Genomic DNA, 20,873 nt, shown 5'->3' on the forward strand with positions numbered 1-20,873 from the left:
CTGCCGTTCCATTCCTTCGCCGAGTCCGGGACCTTGAAGTCGTACTCCCAGGCGAAGCGGGAAGCGGCATGCACCCCAATGGCGAACTCGACCACGGTGCCGTCAGCCGTGTACGTCGTCCGGTGCAGCTCGACCACGGGTTCGCCTGGCGGGAGCTGGAGGAGCTTCGCCTCGTCTGCTGTCGGTGTGCGGGCGAAGAGCAACTCCTTCATGTGGTCGATCTCGTAACCCGCGTCGTACAGGACCCTATAACCGCCGCCTCTGCCGGCCGGGCCGGGGGTGGGATCGACGATCCGGGTGCCCTCGACATGCTCGGGGCGGTAGTAGCTGGTCAGCGTGTGCGTCGGCTGGTCGCCTTCCTTCACCAGCCGCGCGCGGGCATAGACCGGAGCTCCGGTTTCGAGGCCGTGGGCAGTTGCTACCGCCGGTGGGGCGTCAACGAGGCTGACTGTCTGCGTCTGTTCGTTGCGGCGGTACGTCCGTCCTGCGGTTTCGCACGGACGACGTCTAAAACGGGGGAGTCCACCCCGGCGGCCAGTTCGTCGTGTATCCGGGCGGGGGGTACACGTCCGAGCCGTTGTACACGCACCACTGACGGCCCAGCCACTCACACTCGGGAATGGATCCTTCCCAGTCGTCGGTGCAGCGGTCCGCCCACTCGCGGCCCACGAGAACGGGCCGGGTCCGCACTCCGTCCTCGGTGTCCTGGACGCGCAGGACCATGCCGACGTCGTTGATGCCCGGGTTGCCTCGTGGCCCGTACGACACTCTGTGGACACCTGAGGAATGAAGGTCCAGGACCGCCTCCTGGAGCTCGTTCGGGACGCAGCCGGTCAGCTCCAGCCCGTCCAGCGTCACGCGCGGACCGTGAGCGGCGTCAGCAGCCACGCAGAAGAGCCGGCCAGTGCCGTCGAAGTACGTGTGGACAGCGGGCACCGCTGGGTGGAAGCCGAGTTGGAGGCCGCAGACGTCAGGGAAGAAGGGTTCAGCAGAGAAACGCTTCAACTCAAAGGCTTCCGGGAGCGCAGCCCTGACCTCGTCGGCGGACATACCGAAGTGCAGCGGGCCAGCACTCTCCAGCGGCGTCAGCACCCACACCGGTCGAACTGGTTCCGCCGTAGTCTCCCCGGCTGCCGAAACCATCCGCTGTTCCCCCTCGTTCGTCGGCCCGATCCTCGGACTTGACCTGCGCCGATGCCTCACGGCCCAGGCCGCGAATAGGCCGCGACCCCTGTCATACGGCCGCTCACCCCGGCACATGCCTGCGCAACGCGAAAGACCCCGTCCTCAGCGTCAACGCTGGTGGCGGGGTCTTCAGGCACTTCCTGCGAAGTGCCCCCGGCAGGATTCGAACCTGCGCACACGGCTCCGGAGGCCGTTGCTCTATCCCCTGAGCTACGGGGGCGTCCGCCGCGTTCGGCGGCGACGGGTAGAACCCTACCAGCATCCGGGACGTGCCTGTGAACAGGTATTTCCGTCGCGTCACCGGCCCCTCGTTCCCCCGCACGGGTCGGAAGTGGGCAAAACCCGGACGCGGCCTCGGCCCGCGACCTACTCTCGTCGTGTGTCAGGCGTGTCCGGCCGGGTGCTTGTTGTCGATGACAACCGCGTGATCCGGCAGTTGATCAGGGTCAACCTCGAGCTTGAGGGCTTCGAGGTCGTGACCGCGGCCGATGGTGCCGAGTGTCTGGATGTCGTGCATCAGGTTTGTCCTGATGTCGTCACCCTCGACGTCGTCATGCCCAGACTGGACGGGCTGCGGACCGCCGAGCGGCTGCGGTCCGATCCGCGCACCAGTCACCTGCCCGTCGCGATCGTGAGTGCCTGTACCGAGTACGAGACGGACGGCGGCGCCGCCGTCGGCGTCGACGCGTTTCTCGCCAAGCCCTTCGAGCCCACCGAGCTCGTTCGGGTCGTGCGGCAGCTCATGCGGCGGGAAGGACACGAGCGCGGCGGTCGGCGCGGGGAGCGCCGTCATGGCGGACAGGAGGGGTCGCCGTCCGTCGACGGCAGCAGACAAGGGGTCGGACAGGCGGGGAGGACGAGCGGTTCGCACTGAGTGAACGGCTCGAACCCAGTGCGGCCGGTCGTCGCACAACCCCTCTGCCCGACTCCTCGACCGGTCCCCGGTCAGCCGTCTCGCCAGCACCCGCCACCGCCCCCCGGTGCCCGCATGGCGAAACCGGTTCGCTTTCCGACCCCCCTCCTCCCATACGCTGGTCCCGTGACCCCCGCGGACCTCTCCCTCACCGTGCTGCACGCCGTGCGCAGCGCGGTCGACGACGGTGCGCTGCGGGTCGACGTGCCCGAGGGGATCAAGGTCGAGCGGCCGCGGCCGGGAGGGCACGGGGACTGGGTCAGCGGGGTCGCGCTCCAGCTGGCGCGAGGCGCCGGGCGGGCGCCCCGGGAGGTCGCCGAGATCCTGCGGGGGCGGCTGCACCCGAGTCCCCGCTTCGCCGCCGTCGACGTCACCGGTCCCGGGTTCCTCAACTTCACCCTGCGCGACGACGCCCAGCAGAGCCTCGTCCGCGAGATCCTGCGCCGAGGGCGCAAGTACGGGTGGCAGGCACCCACCGGCGACACCGCCCGGATCGGCTACCGCGCCGACGTGCGCGCCGCCGTCACCGCCGACGCGCTCCAGCGGATCCTCGCCTCTCAGGGCGTGCGGGTCCGTGCCGTCTGCGAGGGCGCGGCCGACCCCGCGTGGGCCGAGCTCGGGGTACGGGTGGAGGACGAGGGCGCCCCCGAGTACCTTGCCGGCGACCCCGGCGACCCCGGCGACCCCGGCGCCCCCGACAGCCTGCCCGCCACCCCCGTCGCCCCCGCCACCCCCATCGCCCCCCTCCCCACCCCCCTCCCCGCCCCCCGGCTCCTGCGGCGCCTCGGCAGCGACGCCGCCCGTTGGGGGCTCCTCTCCGTCGCCGCCCATGACGCGCCCCGGCTCGGCGACGAGCTCCTGCGGCAGAACGAGGGCAACCCCCTCTTCCGCGTCCGGTACGCCCACTCCCGTACCCGCGCCCTCGTCCGTAACGCCGAGCAGCTCGGGTTCCGGAGCGCGGTCGAGGAGCACGTCGAGGGCGGGCGGGCGCTCGCCACCGTTCTCGGTGACCATCCCCTCGTCCTGGCCTCCGCCGCCCGCCTGCGCGCCCCCGACCGGGTCGCCCGGCACCTCGAGGCCACCGCCGACGCGCTGCTCGACTTCCAGCACACCGTGCTGCCGCTCGGCGACGAGAAACCCTCGGCCGCCCACCGCTCCCGGCTCGCGCTCGCCGAAGCCGCCGGGGCGGTGCTCGCCGGTGGCCTCTCCCTGCTCGGCATCAGCGCCCCCGACCAGATGTGAAAGATGCAGACATGAGCCGTTCCGCCCACCCCGCCGGGCCCCGTCACGCCGACGTCCTCCCCGAGGGCCACTACTCCGCCCCGCCCACCGACCTCAACCACCTCGACCCGAAGGTGTGGGCCAGGACCGTCGGCCGGGGCGACGACGGCGTCGTCACCGTCGGCGGGCTGCCGGTGACGCGGCTCGCCGAGGAGTTCGGTACGCCCGCGTACTTCCTGGACGAGTCGGACTTCCGCGCCCGCTGCCGCGCCTGGGCCGAGGCCTTCGGCCACGACGCGGACGTGTTCTACGCCGGCAAGGCCTTCCTCTCCCGGGCCGTCGTCCGCTGGCTCACGGAGGAGGGGCTGAACCTGGACGTGTGCTCCGGGGGCGAGCTCACCACCGCCCTCGACGCCGGCATGCCCGCCGAGCGCATCGCCTTCCACGGGAACAACAAGTCCCCGGAGGAGATCCGCCGCGCCGTCGAGGCCGGGGTCGGGCGCATCGTCCTCGACTCCTTCCAGGAGATCGTCCGTGTCGCCCACATCGCCCAGTCCCTCGGCAGGCGGCAGCGGGTCCAGATCCGCGTGACCGTCGGAGTCGAGGCCCACACGCACGAGTTCATCGCCACCGCCCACGAGGACCAGAAGTTCGGCATCGCCCTCGCCGGCGGCCAGGCCGCCGAGGCCGTGCGCCGCGCCCTCAGGCTGGACGGGCTCGAACTCATCGGGATCCACTCGCACATCGGTTCCCAGATCTTCGACATGGCCGGGTTCGAGGTGTCCGCCCGCCGCGTCGTCCAGTTGCTCGCCGAGGTGCGCGACGAGCACGGCGTCGAGCTGCCCGAGATCGACCTCGGCGGCGGCCTCGGCATCGCCTACACCTCCGACGACGACCCGCGCGAGCCCCACCACATCGCCAAGGCGCTCCACGAGATCGTCACCCGCGAGTGCGAGGCCGCGGGGCTGCGGACGCCCCGCATCTCCGTCGAGCCGGGGCGCGCCATCGTCGGACCCACCGCCTTCACGCTGTACGAGGTCGGGACCGTCAAGCCCCTCGAAGGGCTGCGGACGTACGTCAGCGTCGACGGCGGCATGTCCGACAACATCCGCACGGCGCTGTACGACGCCGAGTACAGCGTCGCCCTCGTGTCGCGGACGAGTGACGCCGAGCCCATGCTCTCCCGCGTCGTCGGCAAGCACTGCGAGAGCGGTGACATCGTGGTCAAGGACGCCTTCCTGCCCGCCGACCTGGCGCCGGGCGACCTGATCGCCGTACCCGCCACCGGCGCGTACTGCCGATCGATGGCCAGCAACTACAACCACGCGCTGCGCCCGCCCGTCGTCGCCGTCCGCGACGGCGAGGCCAGGGTGATCGTCCGGCGCGAGACGGAGGAAGATCTCCTGCGTCTCGATGTCGGCTGATGAAATAGATGTCTCAGGATCCGGACGGAGGGCAGAAACCTCCGTCCGGTGAGTGAGACTGGTCCCACCGTAGAGATACGAAGAAGTACGAGAAACGAGGTCGGATGATGCGTACGCGTCCGCTGAAGGTGGCGCTGCTGGGCTGTGGTGTGGTCGGCTCAGAGGTGGCGCGCATCATGACGACGCACGCCGACGACCTCGCCGCGCGCATCGGCGCCCCGGTCGAGCTCGCCGGCGTGGCGGTCCGCCGCCCCGACAAGGTCCGCGAGGGCATCGCCCCGGAACTGGTCACCACCGACGCCACCGCCCTGGTCAAACGGGGTGACATCGACGTCGTCGTCGAGGTCATCGGCGGGGTCGAGCCGGCCCGCACCCTCATCACCACCGCCTTCGCGCACGGCGCCTCGGTCGTCTCGGCCAACAAGGCGCTCCTCGCCCAGGACGGCGCGAACCTCTACGCCTCCGCCGACCAGCACGGGCAGGACCTCTACTACGAGGCCGCGGTGGCGGGCGCCATCCCCCTGATCCGGCCGCTGCGCGAGTCCCTCGCCGGCGACAAGATCAACCGGGTCATGGGCATCGTCAACGGCACCACCAACTTCATCCTCGACCGGATGGACACCAACGGCGCCGGGTACTCCGAGGCGCTCGACGAGGCCACCGCGCTCGGCTACGCCGAAGCGGACCCGACCGCCGACGTCGAGGGCTTCGACGCCGCCGCCAAGGCCGCGATCCTCGCCGGCATCGCCTTCCACACGCGCGTGCGTCTCGACGACGTCTACCGCGAGGGCATGACCGAGGTCACCGCCGCCGACTTCGCCTCGGCCAAGCGGATGGGCTGCACCATCAAACTGCTCGCCATCTGCGAGCGCTCCGCCGACGGCGAGTCCGTCACCGCGCGCGTGCACCCCGCGATGATCCCGCTCAGCCACCCGCTCGCCTCCGTCCGCGAGGCCTACAACGCGGTCTTCGTCGAGGCGGAGGCCGCCGGGCGGCTCATGTTCTACGGCCCCGGCGCCGGCGGCTCTCCGACCGCCTCCGCCGTGCTCGGCGACCTCGTCGCCGTCTGCCGCAACAAGCTCAACGAGGCCACCGGCCCCGGCGAGTCCGCGTACACCCAGCTGCCCGTGAGCCCCATGGGCGACGTGGTGACGCGGTACCACATCAGCCTCGACGTGGCCGACAAGCCGGGCGTACTCGCCCAGGTCGCGACGGTCTTCGCCGAGCACGGCGTATCCATCGATACGGTGCGCCAGCAGGGCAAGGACGGCGAGGCGTCCCTCGTCGTCGTCACCCACCGCGCGCCCGACGCCGCCCTCTCCGGGACCGTCGAGGCGCTGCGCAAGCTCGACACCGTGCGCGGTGTCGCCAGCATCATGCGTGTTGAAGGGGAGTAAGGACCCATGACCAGCAAGGGCACCCACCAGTGGCGCGGCATCATCGAGGAGTACCGGGACCGCCTTCCGGTCACGGACACGACGCCGGTCGTCACGCTCCGTGAGGGCGGCACGCCGCTCGTCCCCGCTCAGGTCCTCTCCGAGCGCACGGGCTGCGAGGTGCACCTCAAGGTCGAGGGCGCCAACCCCACCGGCTCCTTCAAGGACCGCGGCATGACCATGGCCATCACCCGGGCCAAGGAGGAGGGCGCGCAGGCCGTCATCTGCGCCTCCACCGGCAACACGTCCGCCTCGGCGGCGGCTTACGCCGTGCGCGCCGGCATGGTGTGCGCGGTCCTGGTGCCGCAGGGCAAGATCGCGCTCGGCAAGATGGGCCAGGCCCTCGTGCACGGCGCGAAGATCCTCCAGGTCGACGGCAACTTCGACGACTGCCTGACCCTGGCCCGCGGCCTCTCCGAGAACTACCCGGTGGCGCTGGTCAATTCGGTCAACCCGGTCCGTATCGAGGGCCAGAAGACCGCGGCCTTCGAGATCGTCGACATGCTCGGCGACGCCCCCGACATCCACGTCCTGCCCGTCGGCAACGCCGGCAACATCACGGCGTACTGGAAGGGGTACACCGAGTACGCCACGGACGGGCTGTCCACGCACCGCCCGCGCATGTGGGGCTTCCAGGCCTCCGGCTCGGCGCCGCTGGTGCGCGGCGAGGTCGTGAAGGACCCGTCGACGATCGCCACCGCGATCCGCATCGGCAACCCGGCCTCCTGGGACTACGCGATCGCCGCCCGCGACGAGTCGGGCGGCTTCATCGACGAGGTGACGGACCGTGAGATCCTGCGCGCGTACCGCCTGTTGGCCGCGCAGGAGGGCGTCTTCGTCGAGCCCGCCTCCGCCGCCTCCGTCGCCGGTCTGCTGAAGGCCGCCGAGCAGGGCAAGGTCGACCCCGGCCAGCGGATCGTCTGCACCGTCACCGGCAACGGCCTCAAGGACCCCGACTGGGCGGTGGCCGGAGCGCCGCAGCCCGTCACGGTCCCGGTCGACGCGGCGGCCGCCGCCGAGCGCCTCGGCCTGGCGTAACTCCCCTGGTGGTGCGGCCCTCCGTGGGTACCCGAAGGGCCGCACCCGCTCAGGAACGTACATAGGCGCACAGGAAGGCTCGCGACACGCATCGTGCGCCTCCTGTGCGCCCTATGTCGCCACAGAACCTTCCTTCGATAGGCTGTACCGAACCCGCCCCGTTGCATATGCGCGGTGTCGTTGCCGTTGTCGCCCCCGAGGCAGAGACGGCCCCCGGGTCCTTGCGTACTTCTCTCGAACACCCCGCCACGATCCCCGCAGTAAGACCCCCGCAGTCGCAAGTCAAGGAGAGTCATCGAGCGATGGCCGGTCCCGCGTTCCGCGCCGCCGCCGTACGGGTGCGCGTTCCCGCCACCAGCGCCAACCTCGGCCCGGGCTTCGACGCCTTCGGGCTGTCGCTGGGCCTGTACGACGACGTCGTCGTCCGAGTCGCCGACTCCGGGCTGCACATCGACATCGCCGGCGAGGGTGCCGACACGCTCCCGCGCGATGAGAGCCACCTGCTCGTACGCTCCCTGCGCACCGCGTTCGACCTGCTCGGCGGCCAGCCGCGCGGTCTCGAGGTCGTCTGCGCCAACCGCATCCCGCACGGCCGCGGCCTCGGCTCCTCCTCCGCCGCCATCTGCGCCGGCATCGTCGCCGCCCGCGCCGTGACCATAGGCGGGGACGCCCGTCTCGACGAGGCCGCCCTGCTCGAACTGGCCACCGAGATCGAGGGCCACCCCGACAACGTCGCCGCCTGCCTCCTCGGCGGCTTCACGCTCGCCTGGACCGAGTCCGGCGCCGCGCGGGCGATCCGGATGGATCCCGCCGATTCCATCGTTCCGGTGGTTTTCGTCCCCGGTAAGCCCGTGCTGACCGAGACCGCCCGAGGTCTGCTGCCGCGCACCGTCCCGCACGTCGACGCCGCGGCCAACGCCGGGCGCGCCGCGCTCCTCGTGGAGGCGCTGACCCGCCGCCCCGAGCTGCTGCTCGCGGCCACCGAGGACCGGCTGCACCAGGAGTACCGGGCTCCCGCGATGCCGGAGAGCCTCGCACTCGTGAACCGGCTGCGGGCGGACGGCGTCCCCGCGGTCATCTCCGGCGCGGGCCCCACGGTCCTCGCGCTGGCCGAACACGGGACGGCCGACAAGGTCGCCCGACTGGCGGGCGAGGGATGGGCCGCGAACCGGCTCGACCTCGATGTGTCCGGGGCGAGCGTGCTGCCGCTCGCGCCCTGAGGACCCGAGGGTCCGAGGGCCCGAGCGCGGGGAACGCGCCCGGACACGGGATTGCCGGTGAGGGAGAGGGGGAATGTTTGTTGGAGCCGGTAGTGTTAACCTCAAGTCTGCACCCGACGTCTTTGTGGCGCGGTGCTGAGTGTCCCCATCAGGGACCACCCATTCTTCCGGGAGCCTCCCCAACTGCCTGAGCAGCCTGCCTGAGCAGTTTCGAGCACGCTCCGGAACCGGCACGACACCCCTCGCTCTTCCTCGGTGAGGGCCGAGCAGGGGGCCTCGGGCCGGACCCACAGCACGTTTCTCTCTCCGCCGTACCCGGCGGGACCACCGCCCCGACCCGGTCCACAAGCAGACCGTCGTCGGACAGCACAACCGGTCGCCGAGCCAGATGGCCGACGTCCGCTCCAGGGAAGGACCCTTCGTGAGCGACACCACCGATCTGATGGGCGTGACTGCCGACAACAGTGTCGACAACGCCGCGCCCGCCGCAGGTGCTGCCACTGGCACCACCGCACGGCGCCGCCGCTCCGGCACCGGCCTCGAGGGCATGGTCCTGGCCGAGCTGCAGCAGGTCGCGTCCGGCCTCGGCATCAGGGGCACCGCGCGGATGCGCAAGAGCCAGCTGATCGAGGTCATCAAGGAGGCGCAGGCCGGGGGCTCCGGCGGAGCCGGATCCTCCGCTCCCGCCAAGGCCGCCGAGACGGCCGAGGCCAAGCCCAAGCGCCGCGCCACCTCCAAGGCCCGTACCGGCGACACCGCCGCCGAGGCCGCGCCGAAGGCCGACAAGGCCGAGAAGGCCGTCGCCCAGCAGCAGATCGACATCCCCGGACAGCCGGCCAGCGACGACCAGCCGGTCGGCGAGCGCCGCCGCCGCCGCGCCACCGCCCCGGCCGGCAGCCCGGAGGGCGAGGCCAAGGGCGAGACCGCCCAGGCCGTGAAGACCGAGGCCAAGGTCGAGACGCGTACGGACACCCGTACGGAGCCCCGCCCCGACACCTCCTCCGAGGGCAAGGCCGAGGGCGCCGCCGACACCGCCGAGGGCCGTGGCCGCCGTGACCGCGGCGAGCGCGGTGACCGTGGCGACCGCCGTGACCGCGGCGACCGTCAGCGCGACCGCCGTGACCGCGGCAAGGGCGATGACCAGCAGGGCGGCGGCCAGGGCGGCCAGCGCCAGCAGCGTCAGAGCGGCCCGCCGCAGAACACCGGCCCGCAGGACGACTTCGACGACGAGGGCGGCCGTCGTGGCCGTCGCGGCCGCTACCGCGACCGTCGTGGCCGTCGCGGCCGTGACGAGTTCGCCGCCGGCGAGCCGCAGGTCTCCGACGACGACGTCCTGATCCCCGTCGCGGGCATCCTCGACATCCTCGACAACTACGCGTTCATCCGGACCTCGGGCTACCTCCCCGGTCCCAACGACGTGTACGTCTCCCTCGCCCAGGTCCGCAAGAACGGCCTGCGCAAGGGTGACCACGTCACCGGCGCCGTGCGTCAGCCGAAGGAGGGCGAGCGCCGCGAGAAGTTCAACGCGCTGGTCCGCCTCGACTCCTCGAACGGCATGGCCGCCGACTCCGGCCGTGGCCGCCCGGAGTTCAACAAGCTGACCCCGCTGTACCCGCAGGACCGCCTCCGTCTGGAGACCGACCCGGGTGTGCTGACCACGCGGATCATCGACCTCGTGTCGCCGATCGGCAAGGGTCAGCGAGGCCTGATCGTGGCCCCGCCGAAGACCGGCAAGACCATGATCATGCAGGCGATCGCCAACGCGATCACCACCAACAACCCCGAGTGCCACCTGATGGTCGTCCTGGTCGACGAGCGTCCGGAAGAGGTCACCGACATGCAGCGGTCGGTGAAGGGCGAGGTCATCTCCTCGACCTTCGACCGCCCCGCCGAGGACCACACCACGGTCGCCGAGCTGGCCATCGAGCGCGCCAAGCGCCTGGTGGAGCTGGGTCACGACGTGGTCGTCCTGCTCGACTCGATCACCCGTCTGGGCCGCGCGTACAACCTCGCCGCCCCGGCCTCCGGCCGCATCCTGTCCGGTGGTGTCGACTCGACCGCGCTCTACCCGCCGAAGCGCTTCTTCGGTGCCGCGCGCAACATCGAGGACGGCGGCTCGCTGACCATCCTGGCCACTGCGCTGGTCGACACCGGCTCGCGCATGGACGAGGTGATCTTCGAGGAGTTCAAGGGCACCGGCAACATGGAGCTCAAGCTCGACCGGAAGCTCGCCGACAAGCGCATCTTCCCGGCGGTGGACGTCGACGCGTCCGGCACCCGCAAGGAGGAGATCCTGCTCGGCGCCGACGAGCTGGCGGTCACCTGGAAGCTGCGTCGCGTGCTGCACGCGCTCGACCAGCAGCAGGCGATCGAGCTGCTGCTCGACAAGATGAAGCAGACCAAGTCGAACGGCGAGTTCCTGCTCCAGATCCAGAAGACGACCCCGGGCGCCGGCAACGGCAACGACTAGTCGCTTCCGAGGTCCTCGTACCGAGGTCCTCGACCCGGGGTCCCGCGCGCCGAGCCGAGCCGAACCTGGCTCGGCCGCGAGACCTCGGTCACACGGCGGTGTCGCTGCCTTCGGGCGGGCGATGCCGCCGTGACCTGCGTAAAGACCACTGTGCCCACCGTGCCTCGTACGGTGGGCACAGTGCGTCGCGGGGCCTCGCCCGGCTCGACCTCACAGCGAGCCGTGCAACCCTTTCGGGTGTTTCGCCGTCACACAAGGTGAACCGAGGACCTGAGGTAAGCAGATGACCGAGCAGAACAAGGGCGGCGGCCGAATACGCCCTCTACGCCCAGGGGGCGTGGTGGGACCCCCAAGCGGCCGCCGCCGCAAGCAGCCTCCGCAGGGGCGCCGCGCGGTGACCGTCGCCGCCTGGAGCGCGGCCGCGCTCATCGTCGTCGGGGGTTCCGGGCTCGGCTACGTCTACGTCAAGCTCAACGGCAACCTCGAGGGCGTCGACATCAACGCCCAGCTGGGCGCCGACCGCCCGAAGAACCTCGACAACGGCTCGATGGACATCCTCGTCCTCGGCTCGGACTCGCGCTCCGGCGACAACGGCGCCTACGGCAAGGACGAGGGCGGCGCCCGCTCCGACACCGCGATGGTCGTCCACGTCTACGAAGGCCACAAGAAGGCCAGCGTGGTCTCCATACCGCGCGACACCCTCGTCGACCGCCCGGACTGCACCGACGCCGACGGCGCCGCCGTCTCCGGAGCGACCCGGGCGATGTTCAACACCGCGTACGAGGTCGGCGGCCCCGCCTGCGCCGTGAAGACGGTCGAGTCGATGTCCGGCATCCGCATGGACCACTACGTCGAGGTCGACTTCACCGGCTTCAAGAAGCTCATCGACAAGCTCGGCGGCGTGGAGATCACCACGTCCCGGCCCATCGAGGACACCAAGAGCCACCTCGACCTCGCACCGGGCACCCACACCCTCGACGGCGAGCAGTCCCTCGGCCTGGTCCGCACCCGCAAGAGCGTCGGCGACGGCAGCGACCTCGGCCGCATCCAGCTCCAGCAGGCGTTCATGAAGGCCTTCATCGACCAGGTGAAGGACGTCGGCGTCTTCAGCGACCCGAAGAAGCTCCTGGGCATCGCCGACACCGCCACCAAGGCGATCACCCCGGACTCCGAGCTCGACTCCGTCAACGAGCTGATGGGATTCGCCAAGGGGCTCTCCGGGCTCGGCGCCGAGGACGTCCACATGATCACGATGCCGGTCGAGTACGACCCCGCCGACCCGAACCGCGTCATCCCGCTGGACGCCCAGGGCCGACAGGTCTGGAAGGCCCTGAAGGCGGACCTGCCGATCCCCGCCTCGGCGACCAAGGACGCGGCCACGGGCAAGGCCGACGGCCTCGTGCGCTAGACACACCCCGGACACACCCCGGCTCGCAGGGCCCGCCCACGGTCCCGCGCGCGGGCCGGAATAGTTTCACCACGGACCCGGTTTTGGGAGATACGGCCGGTCCTGGCAGACTGGTACGTCGGCCCCGGTTCACGCATGTGCATCCCGCACGAGCGACCCGGTGCCCTCCCGAAACTAGGAGACACCTTGAAGCGCGAGATCCACCCCGAGTACGTCGAGACCCAGGTCAGCTGCACCTGCGGCGCGTCGTTCACCACCCGTAGCACCCTCAACGAAGGCACCATCCGTGCCGAGGTCTGCTCCGAGTGCCACCCGTTCTACACGGGCAAGCAGAAGATCCTCGACACCGGCGGCCGCGTGGCCCGCTTCGAGGCCCGCTTCGGCAAGGCTGCGGCCAAGAAGTAGCACGTCACTGCGCCGGTCCTTGGTCGCTCCCGCAGGGGGGACCGGACCGGCGCTTTGCCGTCCCCGCAGTCCTTCACGCCTTCACGATTGAACCCAGGAGCACCCGATGTTCGAAGCGGTCGAGGAACTGGTCGGCGAACACGCCGATCTCGAGAAGCGGCTCGCCGACCCTTCGGTCCACTCCGACCAGGCGAACGCGCGCAAGCTCAACAAGCGTTACGCGGAGCTGACCCCGATCATCGGCACGTACAAGGCGTGGAAGAGCACGGCGGACGACATCGAGACGGCGAAGGAATTCGCCGCCGACGACCCCGACTTCGCGGCCGAGGTCAAGGAGCTGGAGAAGCGGCGCGAGGAGCTGACCGACAAGCTGCGGCTGCTGCTCGTCCCGCGCGACCCCAGCGACGACAAGGACGTCATCCTCGAGATCAAGGCCGGCGCGGGCGGCGACGAGTCCGCCCTGTTCGCCGGCGACCTCCTGCGGATGTACCTGCGCTACGCCGAGCGGGTCGGCTGGAAGACCGAGATCATCGACTCCACCGAGTCCGAGCTGGGCGGCTACAAGGACGTCCAGGTCGCCGTGAAGACCAAGGGCGGCAACGGCGCCACCGAGCCCGGCCAGGGCGTCTGGGCGCGGCTGAAGTACGAGGGCGGGGTGCACCGCGTCCAGCGCGTGCCCGCCACCGAGTCCCAGGGCCGTATCCACACCTCCGCCGCCGGCGTCCTCGTGACCCCCGAGGCCGAGGAGATCGACGTCGAGATCCACGCCAACGACCTGCGCATCGACGTCTACCGCTCGTCGGGCCCCGGCGGCCAGTCCGTCAACACCACCGACTCCGCCGTGCGCATCACGCACCTGCCGACCGGCATCGTCGCCTCCTGCCAGAACGAGAAGAGCCAGCTCCAGAACAAGGAGCAGGCCATGCGCATCCTCCGGTCCCGGCTGCTCGCCGCCGCCCAGGAGAAGGCCGAGGCGGAGGCCGCGGACGCCCGCCGCAGCCAGGTGCGTACCGTCGACAGGTCCGAGAAGATCCGGACGTACAACTACCCGGAAAACCGGATCTCGGACCACCGCGTCGGGTTCAAGGCGTACAACTTGGACCAGGTGCTCGACGGTGACCTGGACGCGATGATTCAGGCCTGTGTCGACGCCGACTCCGCCGCGAAGCTCGCAGCGGCGTAGGACGTGTCAGCCCCACCCCCCGCACCACGGAGGACCAGCGTGAACCTGCTGCTTGCCGAGGTGGCCCAGGCCACCCAGCGGCTGGCCGACGCCGGCGTTCCCTCACCGCGTTTCGACGCGGAGGAGCTCGCCGCGTTCGTGCACGGCGTCAAGCGGGGGGAGCTGCACAACGTCAAGGACACCGACTTCGACGCCCGCTACTGGGAGACGATCGCCCGCCGCGAGGCGCGTGAGCCGCTCCAGCACATCACCGGGCGCGCGTTCTTCCGCTATCTGGAGCTCCAGGTGGGGCCCGGGGTCTTCGTGCCCCGCCCGGAGACCGAGTCGGTGGTGGGCTGGGCCATAGACGCCGTACGCGCGATGGACGTGGTCGAGCCGCTGATCGTGGACCTGTGCACGGGCTCGGGCGCCATCGCGCTCGCCATGGCGCAGGAGGTGCCGCGCTCGCGCGTGCACGCCGTCGAGCTCTCCGACGACGCGCTGGTGTGGACCCGCAAGAACGCCGAGGGCTCACGGGTCACCGTCCACCAGGGCGACGCGCTCAGCGCGCTCCCGGAGCTCGACGGCCAGGTCGACCTGGTCATCTCCAACCCGCCGTACATCCCGCTGACCGAGTGGGAGTACGTGGCGCCGGAGGCGCGCGACCACGACCCCGAGATGGCGCTCTTCTCCGGCGAGGACGGCCTCGACACCATCCGGGGGATCGAGCGCACCGCGCACCGGTTGCTGCGGCCCGGCGGCCTCGTGGTGATCGAGCACGCGGACACCCAGGGCGGCCAGGTCCCGTGGATCTTCAACGAGGAGGCCGGCTGGGCGGACGCCGCCGACCACCCCGACCTGAACAACCGGCCGCGCTTCGCGACCGCCCGCAAGGCGATGCCATGACGCCCTCGTACGGGACGAGGACGTCCGCCGCTCCCGGGCGCAGCGGCGCCCCGGCGGCGAACCGAGTGACCACGAAAGAGGAGGCAGGCGAGTAATGGCTCGGCGATACGACTGCAACGAGGCGACCGACCGAGTCACCGGGCTGCGCGAGGCCGCGTCCGCCGTCCGCCGCGGCGAGCTGGTCGTGCTGCCCACCGACACCGTCTACGGCATCGGTGCGGACGCCTTCAGCTCGGAGGCCGTCGCGGACCTGCTCGCGGCCAAGGGGCGCGGCCGGAACATGCCCACGCCTGTGCTCATCGGCTCCCCGAACACCCTGCACGGCCTCGTCACGGACTTCTCCGAGCAGGCGTGGGAGCTCGTCGACGCGTTCTGGCCGGGCGCGCTGACGCTGGTCGCCCGGCACCAGCCGTCGCTCCAGTGGGACCTGGGGGACACCCGTGGCACCGTCGCGATCCGCATGCCGCTGCACCCCGTCGCGATCGAGCTGCTGACCGAGGTCGGCCCGATGGCCGTGTCGTCGGCGAACCTGACGGGACACCCCTCTCCGGAGGACTGTGACGCGGCGCAGGAGATGCTGGGCGACTCGGTGTCGGTCTACCTCGACGGCGGGCCCACGCCCGGCATCGTGCCGTCGTCGATCGTCGACGTGACGGGCAAGGTTCCGGTGCTGCTGCGCGAGGGCGCACTGTCGCCGGAGGAGCTCCGCAAGGTCGTACCCGACCTCGAGGTGGCCAATTGACCGCCCCTGAGGGGCGTGGCATAGCGGGGCACGAGAGCACTTCCTTCCGCATTCTCCACGTCAGCACCGGCAACGTCTGCCGCTCGCCGATCACCGAGCGGCTGACTCGCCATGCCCTGTGCGACCGCCTGGGCGACCCCCGGGGCGGTGGCCTGATCGTGGAGAGCGCGGGCACCTGGGGCCATGAGGGGGCCCCGATGGAGGCCAACGCGGAGCTGGTCCTCGCCGACTTCGGCGCGGACGCCACCGGCTTCGTGGGCCGCGAGCTCCTCGACGAGCACGTGATCCGCGCGGACCTGGTCCTGACGGCGACCCGGGACCACCGGGCGCAGGTCATCTCGATGGGCCACTCGGCGGGGCTGCGCACGTTCACGCTGAAGGAGTTCACCCGTCTGGTGCGGGCGATAGATCCGGCCACGCTGCCGGACCCGCTCAGCGAGGGCATGGTCGAGCGCGCGCGTGCGCTGGTGCGCGCGGCGGCGGCTCTACGCGGGTGGCTGCTGGCGCCGAACGTGGAGGCGGACGAGGTCAACGACCCGTACGGCGCCCCGATCACGTTCTTCCGCTCGATCGGCGACGAGATCAACACGGCGCTGGATCCCGTGGTGACGGCACTGACGGGCGTACCGGCACGACGCTGACCGGCGGGCCCCGGACCGGGCCGGCAGGCGTGCGGGGGCGACGCGGGGACCGCTCGCGGCGCCCGTGGGGCGACCGGGTGCGACGGGCCTTGGGCCGGACGGCCCAGGCCGGGGTGAACACCGGGCGAACACGGCCCGACGCGCCTACATTGGAGCTGAAGCCCAGCCCCCGCGCCTGGAGCCACAGATGCCGGTCACCGCTCCCCCCGAAGAGGATCTCGACGTCCTGCGCCGGCAGGACCCGGAGATCGCCGACGTGCTGCTCGGGGAGGTGCGCCGGCAGGCCGACGGGCTGCAGCTCATCGCCGCCGAGAACTTCACCTCGCCCGCCGTCCTCGCCGCGCTCGGCTCCCCGCTCGCCAACAAGTACGCCGAGGGCTACCCCGGCGCCCGCCACCACGGCGGCTGCGAGTTCGCCGACGCCGCCGAGCGGATCGCCGTCGAGCGGGCCAAGTCCCTCTTCGGCGCCGAACACGCCAACGTCCAGGCGCACTCCGGTTCCTCGGCCGTGCTGGCCGCCTACGCCGCCCTGCTGCGCCCCGGCGACACCGTCCTCGCCATGGGCCTGGCCCACGGCGGGCACCTCACCCACGGCTCGCCCGCCAACTTCTCCGGCCGCTGGTTCGAGTTCGTGCCCTACGGCGTCGACGCCGAGACCGGACTCGTCGACTACGAACAGGTCGCCGCCCTCGCCCGCCACCACCGCCCCAAGGCGATCGTCTGCGGCTCGATCTCGTACCCCCGCCACCTCGACTACGCCGTCTTCCGGGCCATCGCCGACGAGGTCGGCGCCTATCTCATCGCCGACGCCGCCCACCCCATGGGCCTGATCGCCGGGGGAGCGGCCCCCAACCCGGTGCCGTACGCCGACATCGTCTGCGCCACCACCCACAAGGTGCTGCGGGGCCCGCGCGGCGGGATGATCCTCTGCGGCGAGGAGCTGGCCGGCCGCGTCGACCGGGCCGTGTTCCCGTTCACGCAGGGCGGCGCGCAGATGCACACCATCGCCGCGAAGGCCGTCGCCTTCGGCGAGGCGGCCGCGCCTCCCTTCGCCGCGTACGCCCACCGGGTGGTCGCGCACGCCCGCGTCCTCGCCGACGCACTCGCCTCCGAGGGCTTCGCCGTCACCACCGGGGGCACCGACACCCACCTGATCACCGCCGACCCGGCACCCCTCGGCGTCGACGGTCCCACCGCCCGGACGCGGCTCGCCGCCGCCGGTGTGGTCCTCGACACCTGCGCCCTGCCGTACGGGGAGGGCCGCGGCATCCGCCTCGGCACCGCCGCCGTGACCACGCAGGGGATGGGCGGCGCGGAGATGACCCGGATCGCCGGGTTGTTCACCGCCGCGCTGCGCGACGACCCCGGGGAAACGGCCCGGGTACGCGCGGAGGTCCGTGACCTTGCCGGGCGATTTCCCCCGTATGGACGGTGAAGGAGAGCGGACCGCAACCATCCCGCGGCCCCCGATGTCTCAAGCACAGGGACAGCCCGGCTAGGGTGTGGGGCTGAGATGGCCAGCGATTCCTGTGGGGCAGCCCGTGCGTGATTACCTGCTGACGCTCTGTGTCACGGCCGCGGTGACCTATCTGCTCACCGGTCCGGTGCGGAAGTTCGCCATCGCGACCGGGGCGATGCCGGAGATCCGTGCCCGCGACGTACACCGAGAACCGACTCCGCGGCTCGGTGGCATCGCCATGTTCTTCGGGCTGTGCGCGGGGCTGCTCGTCGCGGACCACCTGCAGAACCTGAACAGCGTCTTCGAGCTCTCCAACGAGCCGCGCGCGCTGCTCTCGGGCGCCGCCCTGATCTGGCTGATCGGTGTCCTCGACGACAAGTTCGAGCTGGACGCGCTGATCAAGCTGGGCGCGCAGATGATCTCGGCGGGCGTGATGGTGATCCAGGGTCTGACGATCCTGTGGCTGCCCATCCCCGGTGTCGGGACCGTGGCCCTCACCCGGGGGCAGGGCACGCTCCTGACGGTCGCCCTGGTGGTCCTGACCATCAACGCCGTGAACTTCGTGGACGGCCTGGACGGGCTCGCCGCCGGCATGGTCTGCATCGCCGCCGCGGCCTTCTTCCTGTACGCGTACCGGCTCTGGTACGGCTACACGATCGAGGCGGCCGCCCCCGCGACGCTGTTCGCCGCCATCCTCATGGGCATGTGCCTGGGCTTCCTGCCGCACAACATGCATCCGGCGCGGATCTTCATGGGCGATTCCGGCTCGATGCTGATCGGCCTGATCCTGGCGGCCTCGGCGATCTCGATCACGGGTCAGGTGGACCCGGACGCGCTGAAGATCTTCGAGGGCTCCACCCGGCAGGCCACCCACGCCGCCCTGCCGGTCTTCATCCCGCTCGTCCTGCCGCTGACGATCATCGCGATCCCGATGGCCGACCTGGTCCTGGCCATCGTGCGCCGCACCTGGAACGGGCAGTCGCCGTTCGCGGCCGACCGCGGGCACCTGCACCACCGGCTGCTGGAGATCGGGCACTCGCACAGCCGGGCCGTCCTGATCATGTACTTCTGGTCGGCGCTGATCGCCTTCGGGACGCTGGCGTACTCGGTGCACTCGACGTCGATGTGGATCGTCCTGACCGTCGTGCTGCTGAGCGCGATCGGTCTGGTCCTGCTGCTGCTCCCGCGCTTCACCCCGCGCGCCCCGCGCTGGGCGGAGTCGTTCGTCCCGCCGCGCTACCGGCGCCGTCCGGTGCCCCGCATGGAAGCCGTCCCGCCGGTCTCCGCCCACGCGGCCGGCGAGACGGCCCCGTCGTCGCCGGAGCCTCCGTCCGAACGCGTGCCGGTCCCGGCGGGCGTCAACGGGGCCACCGCCATCGGCCACCGTTCGCGCTTCACCGACCGGCGTAAGGCCGGAACGCCGAGTTGACGAACGTCGCATCTGCGGTCAATACCAGACAAGTATCCTTCGCGCGCTGCACACACGCGCGCGTTAACTCTCATGTGTGACAGTCCGCACACCTCATGAGTAAAGACCTATTCAAATAGTTTGTGATACGGTTCACGAGACCCGGCGACAGTGCCGAAAGACCGTAGTGCGACGGTCTCTTGGCCCCGAGACACACCTCGGACCGGGCATACGCTCGTCCCTGACGACACCATCGCCCCCACCAGCAACGCGGAGACACCGCCATGCCGTCCAACGACGCACGCATCCTTCTGTCAGCTGCCATCCCCGCTGCTGCCACCGGCGCCATCGCCGCGGTCATCAGTGGTGTGGTCGCCGGCGGCGAGGGAGCGCTCGGCGCCGTCCTCGGCTGCGCGGTCGTCATCGCCTTCATGGGGATCGGTCTCGTGGTGCTCCAACGGACCGCCAAGTCACTGCCGCACCTTTTCCAGGCCATGGGGCTGATGCTCTACACGGCCCAGTTGCTGCTTCTCTTCATCTTGATGGCCCTGCTGAAGAACACCACGTGGTTCAACTTCAAGGCCTTCGCCTTCACGCTGCTCGCGGCGACCATCGTGTGGATCGCCGCACAGGCCCGCGCCTACATGAAGGCCAAGATCATGTACGTCGAGCCCGAGTCCTCGAAGGGTGACAAGCCCGGGAGCACGGGGTCGTCGACGTGAGGGGTAGGGCCGGGATAAAGGCGCGTTCGGCTTCCTGCTATCGTCCGGTGCCAACTGCGGCACTGCGGGCGCGGGCATCCGAGCTGACGCCTGTCCCAGCGCGAGGCACGATGCCGAACCGCCGCCCCCTTATCCGTAAGACCACCAGTCCAGTGCCGACCCGCGGCTGCGTGCCGCGCCGACACAACGAGGTTGCCGTACCTATGCGCCACGCTGAAGGAGCCCGCGGTGAGTGCTGACCAGACGCTTGCCTTCGACCCGGATTGCCACATCTTCAGTGGATGCGGCTTCCCGGCGCCGGGCCTGCACACGTTCATGTACGAGCCCATCGCGACGGTGGGGGGCATCGACATCACCAAGCCGATGCTGCTCGCCCTCCTCGGCTCCATCGTGGTCGTCGGGTTCTTCTGGGCCGCCTTCAACAAGCCCAAGCTGATCCCCGGCAAGATGCAGATGGTCGGCGAGGCCGGTTACGACTTCGTCCGCCGCGGCATCGTCTACGAGATCATCGGCAAGAAGGACGGCGAGAAGTACGTCCCCTTCATGGTGTCGTTGTTCTTCTTCGTCTGGATCATGAACCTCTGGTCGATCATTCCGCTCGCCCAGTTCCCGGTCACCTCGCTGATCGCCTTCCCGGCCGGTCTCGCGCTGATCGTGTACGTCATGTGGATCTCGCTGACCTTCAAGAAGCACGGCTTCGTCGGCGGGTGGAAGAACATCGTCGGTTACGACAAGTCGCTCGGCGCGATCCTTCCCATGGTCGTCGTCCTCGAGTTCTTCTCGAACCTGATCATCCGGCCCTTCACGCACGCGGTCCGACTGTTCGCGAACATGTTCGCCGGTCACCTGCTGATCGTGATGTTCTCGCTGGCCACCTGGTACCTCATGAACGGCCTCGGCTTCGTCTACGCTGGCGCCTCGTTCGTGATGGTCCTCGTGATGACGGCCTTCGAGCTCTTCATCCAGGCCGTCCAGGCGTACGTCTTCGTCCTCCTGGCCTGCAGCTACGTCCAGGGCGCGCTCGCCGAGCACCACTGAGCCACTCCCGCCCGGGATACAGCTACACCCCCAATCCAACAGTCGTCCGGTGGCCAACCCCCACCGGGTCATTGA

Annotated in this window: 18 protein-coding genes, 1 tRNA gene and 1 pseudogene; 17 read left to right on the forward strand and 3 right to left on the reverse strand. The window is 70.6% G+C overall.

Going from position 1 to position 20,873, the window contains the following annotated elements; translation table 11 throughout:
- Positions 1–2: 2 nt before the first annotated feature.
- From ACZ68P_RS05530 to ACZ68P_RS05540, 3 genes and pseudogenes are all read right to left on the reverse strand, one after another.
- Positions 3–488: pseudogene (locus ACZ68P_RS05530) on the reverse strand (UTRA domain-containing protein); the annotation flags it as partial.
- A gap of 19 nt (positions 489–507) precedes the next feature.
- Positions 508–858, reverse strand: a complete 351-nt coding sequence (locus ACZ68P_RS05535) for a hypothetical protein (protein ID WP_471003015.1) — start codon at positions 856–858, stop codon at positions 508–510.
- Positions 859–1,333: 475 nt separating this feature from the next.
- Positions 1,334–1,405, reverse strand: a tRNA-Arg gene (locus ACZ68P_RS05540).
- A gap of 111 nt (positions 1,406–1,516) precedes the next feature.
- Between ACZ68P_RS05540 and ACZ68P_RS05545 the strand changes: the two genes are divergently transcribed.
- From ACZ68P_RS05545 to atpB, 17 genes are all read left to right on the forward strand, one after another.
- Complete coding sequence (locus tag ACZ68P_RS05545) at positions 1,517–2,059, forward strand: response regulator (protein WP_471003018.1); 543 nt, start codon at positions 1,517–1,519, stop codon at positions 2,057–2,059.
- 165 nt (positions 2,060–2,224) lie between these two features.
- Positions 2,225–3,340: an ArgS-related anticodon-binding protein NrtL gene (gene nrtL, locus ACZ68P_RS05550; RefSeq protein WP_471003021.1), complete on the forward strand. Its 1,116-nt coding sequence runs from the start codon at positions 2,225–2,227 to the stop codon at positions 3,338–3,340.
- A gap of 11 nt (positions 3,341–3,351) precedes the next feature.
- The gene (gene lysA, locus ACZ68P_RS05555) at positions 3,352–4,743 is read left to right on the forward strand and encodes a diaminopimelate decarboxylase (RefSeq protein ID WP_471003024.1); all 1,392 of its coding nucleotides are present in this window, start codon (positions 3,352–3,354) and stop codon (positions 4,741–4,743) included.
- Positions 4,744–4,847: 104 nt separating this feature from the next.
- Positions 4,848–6,140, forward strand: a complete 1,293-nt coding sequence (locus tag ACZ68P_RS05560; protein ID WP_471003027.1) for a homoserine dehydrogenase — start codon at positions 4,848–4,850, stop codon at positions 6,138–6,140.
- 6 nt (positions 6,141–6,146) lie between these two features.
- Positions 6,147–7,217, forward strand: coding sequence for a threonine synthase (thrC, locus tag ACZ68P_RS05565; RefSeq protein WP_471003030.1), 1,071 nt, complete (start codon positions 6,147–6,149; stop codon positions 7,215–7,217).
- Positions 7,218–7,519: 302 nt separating this feature from the next.
- Positions 7,520–8,437 (forward strand): homoserine kinase, encoded by a 918-nt coding sequence (gene thrB / locus ACZ68P_RS05570; protein WP_365716899.1) that lies wholly within the window; start codon positions 7,520–7,522, stop codon positions 8,435–8,437.
- Between the two features lie 421 nt (positions 8,438–8,858).
- Positions 8,859–10,907 (forward strand): transcription termination factor Rho, encoded by a 2,049-nt coding sequence (gene rho, locus ACZ68P_RS05575; RefSeq protein ID WP_471003034.1) that lies wholly within the window; start codon positions 8,859–8,861, stop codon positions 10,905–10,907.
- A gap of 283 nt (positions 10,908–11,190) precedes the next feature.
- The gene (locus tag ACZ68P_RS05580) at positions 11,191–12,315 is read left to right on the forward strand and encodes an LCP family protein (protein WP_471003037.1); all 1,125 of its coding nucleotides are present in this window, start codon (positions 11,191–11,193) and stop codon (positions 12,313–12,315) included.
- A 186-nt stretch (positions 12,316–12,501) separates the two neighbouring features.
- Positions 12,502–12,720, forward strand: coding sequence for a 50S ribosomal protein L31 (rpmE, locus tag ACZ68P_RS05585; protein WP_365716893.1), 219 nt, complete (start codon positions 12,502–12,504; stop codon positions 12,718–12,720).
- Between the two features lie 106 nt (positions 12,721–12,826).
- Entirely contained in the window at positions 12,827–13,903 is a 1,077-nt protein-coding gene (gene prfA, locus ACZ68P_RS05590) for a peptide chain release factor 1 (RefSeq protein ID WP_365716891.1), read from the forward strand.
- Between the two features lie 39 nt (positions 13,904–13,942).
- Positions 13,943–14,788: a peptide chain release factor N(5)-glutamine methyltransferase gene (gene prmC, locus ACZ68P_RS05595; protein ID WP_471003040.1), complete on the forward strand. Its 846-nt coding sequence runs from the start codon at positions 13,943–13,945 to the stop codon at positions 14,786–14,788.
- A 94-nt stretch (positions 14,789–14,882) separates the two neighbouring features.
- Positions 14,883–15,530 (forward strand): L-threonylcarbamoyladenylate synthase, encoded by a 648-nt coding sequence (locus ACZ68P_RS05600; protein WP_471003043.1) that lies wholly within the window; start codon positions 14,883–14,885, stop codon positions 15,528–15,530.
- Positions 15,527–16,171, forward strand: coding sequence for an arsenate reductase/protein-tyrosine-phosphatase family protein (locus tag ACZ68P_RS05605; RefSeq protein ID WP_365716885.1), 645 nt, complete (start codon positions 15,527–15,529; stop codon positions 16,169–16,171). The genes ACZ68P_RS05600 and ACZ68P_RS05605 overlap by 4 nt, the downstream gene beginning before the upstream one ends.
- 187 nt (positions 16,172–16,358) lie before the next feature.
- Entirely contained in the window at positions 16,359–17,606 is a 1,248-nt protein-coding gene (locus tag ACZ68P_RS05610; RefSeq protein ID WP_471003047.1) for a serine hydroxymethyltransferase, read from the forward strand.
- Between the two features lie 106 nt (positions 17,607–17,712).
- Positions 17,713–19,059 (forward strand): MraY family glycosyltransferase, encoded by a 1,347-nt coding sequence (locus tag ACZ68P_RS05615; protein ID WP_471003050.1) that lies wholly within the window; start codon positions 17,713–17,715, stop codon positions 19,057–19,059.
- Between the two features lie 263 nt (positions 19,060–19,322).
- Complete coding sequence (locus ACZ68P_RS05620; RefSeq protein WP_471003053.1) at positions 19,323–19,760, forward strand: hypothetical protein; 438 nt, start codon at positions 19,323–19,325, stop codon at positions 19,758–19,760.
- A 228-nt stretch (positions 19,761–19,988) separates the two neighbouring features.
- Positions 19,989–20,798 (forward strand): F0F1 ATP synthase subunit A, encoded by an 810-nt coding sequence (gene atpB / locus ACZ68P_RS05625; RefSeq protein ID WP_361599501.1) that lies wholly within the window; start codon positions 19,989–19,991, stop codon positions 20,796–20,798.
- Positions 20,799–20,873: the final 75 nt, after the last annotated feature.

Source organism: Streptomyces sp. NPDC036822, from assembly GCF_055609145.1.

What these genes read in the sequence shown, in the direction of transcription:
- lysA (WP_471003024.1), top strand. Translation starts at nt 3,352, where the DNA reads ATGAGCCGTTCCGCCCACCCCGCCGGGCCCCGTCACGCCGACGTCCTC.
- ACZ68P_RS05560 (WP_471003027.1), top strand. Translation starts at nt 4,848, where the DNA reads ATGATGCGTACGCGTCCGCTGAAGGTGGCGCTGCTGGGCTGTGGTGTG.
- thrC (WP_471003030.1), top strand. Translation starts at nt 6,147, where the DNA reads ATGACCAGCAAGGGCACCCACCAGTGGCGCGGCATCATCGAGGAGTAC.
- thrB (WP_365716899.1), top strand. Translation starts at nt 7,520, where the DNA reads ATGGCCGGTCCCGCGTTCCGCGCCGCCGCCGTACGGGTGCGCGTTCCC.
- ACZ68P_RS05580 (WP_471003037.1), top strand. Translation starts at nt 11,191, where the DNA reads ATGACCGAGCAGAACAAGGGCGGCGGCCGAATACGCCCTCTACGCCCA.
- prfA (WP_365716891.1), top strand. Translation starts at nt 12,827, where the DNA reads ATGTTCGAAGCGGTCGAGGAACTGGTCGGCGAACACGCCGATCTCGAG.
- ACZ68P_RS05600 (WP_471003043.1), top strand. Translation starts at nt 14,883, where the DNA reads ATGGCTCGGCGATACGACTGCAACGAGGCGACCGACCGAGTCACCGGG.
- ACZ68P_RS05610 (WP_471003047.1), top strand. Translation starts at nt 16,359, where the DNA reads ATGCCGGTCACCGCTCCCCCCGAAGAGGATCTCGACGTCCTGCGCCGG.
- ACZ68P_RS05620 (WP_471003053.1), top strand. Translation starts at nt 19,323, where the DNA reads ATGCCGTCCAACGACGCACGCATCCTTCTGTCAGCTGCCATCCCCGCT.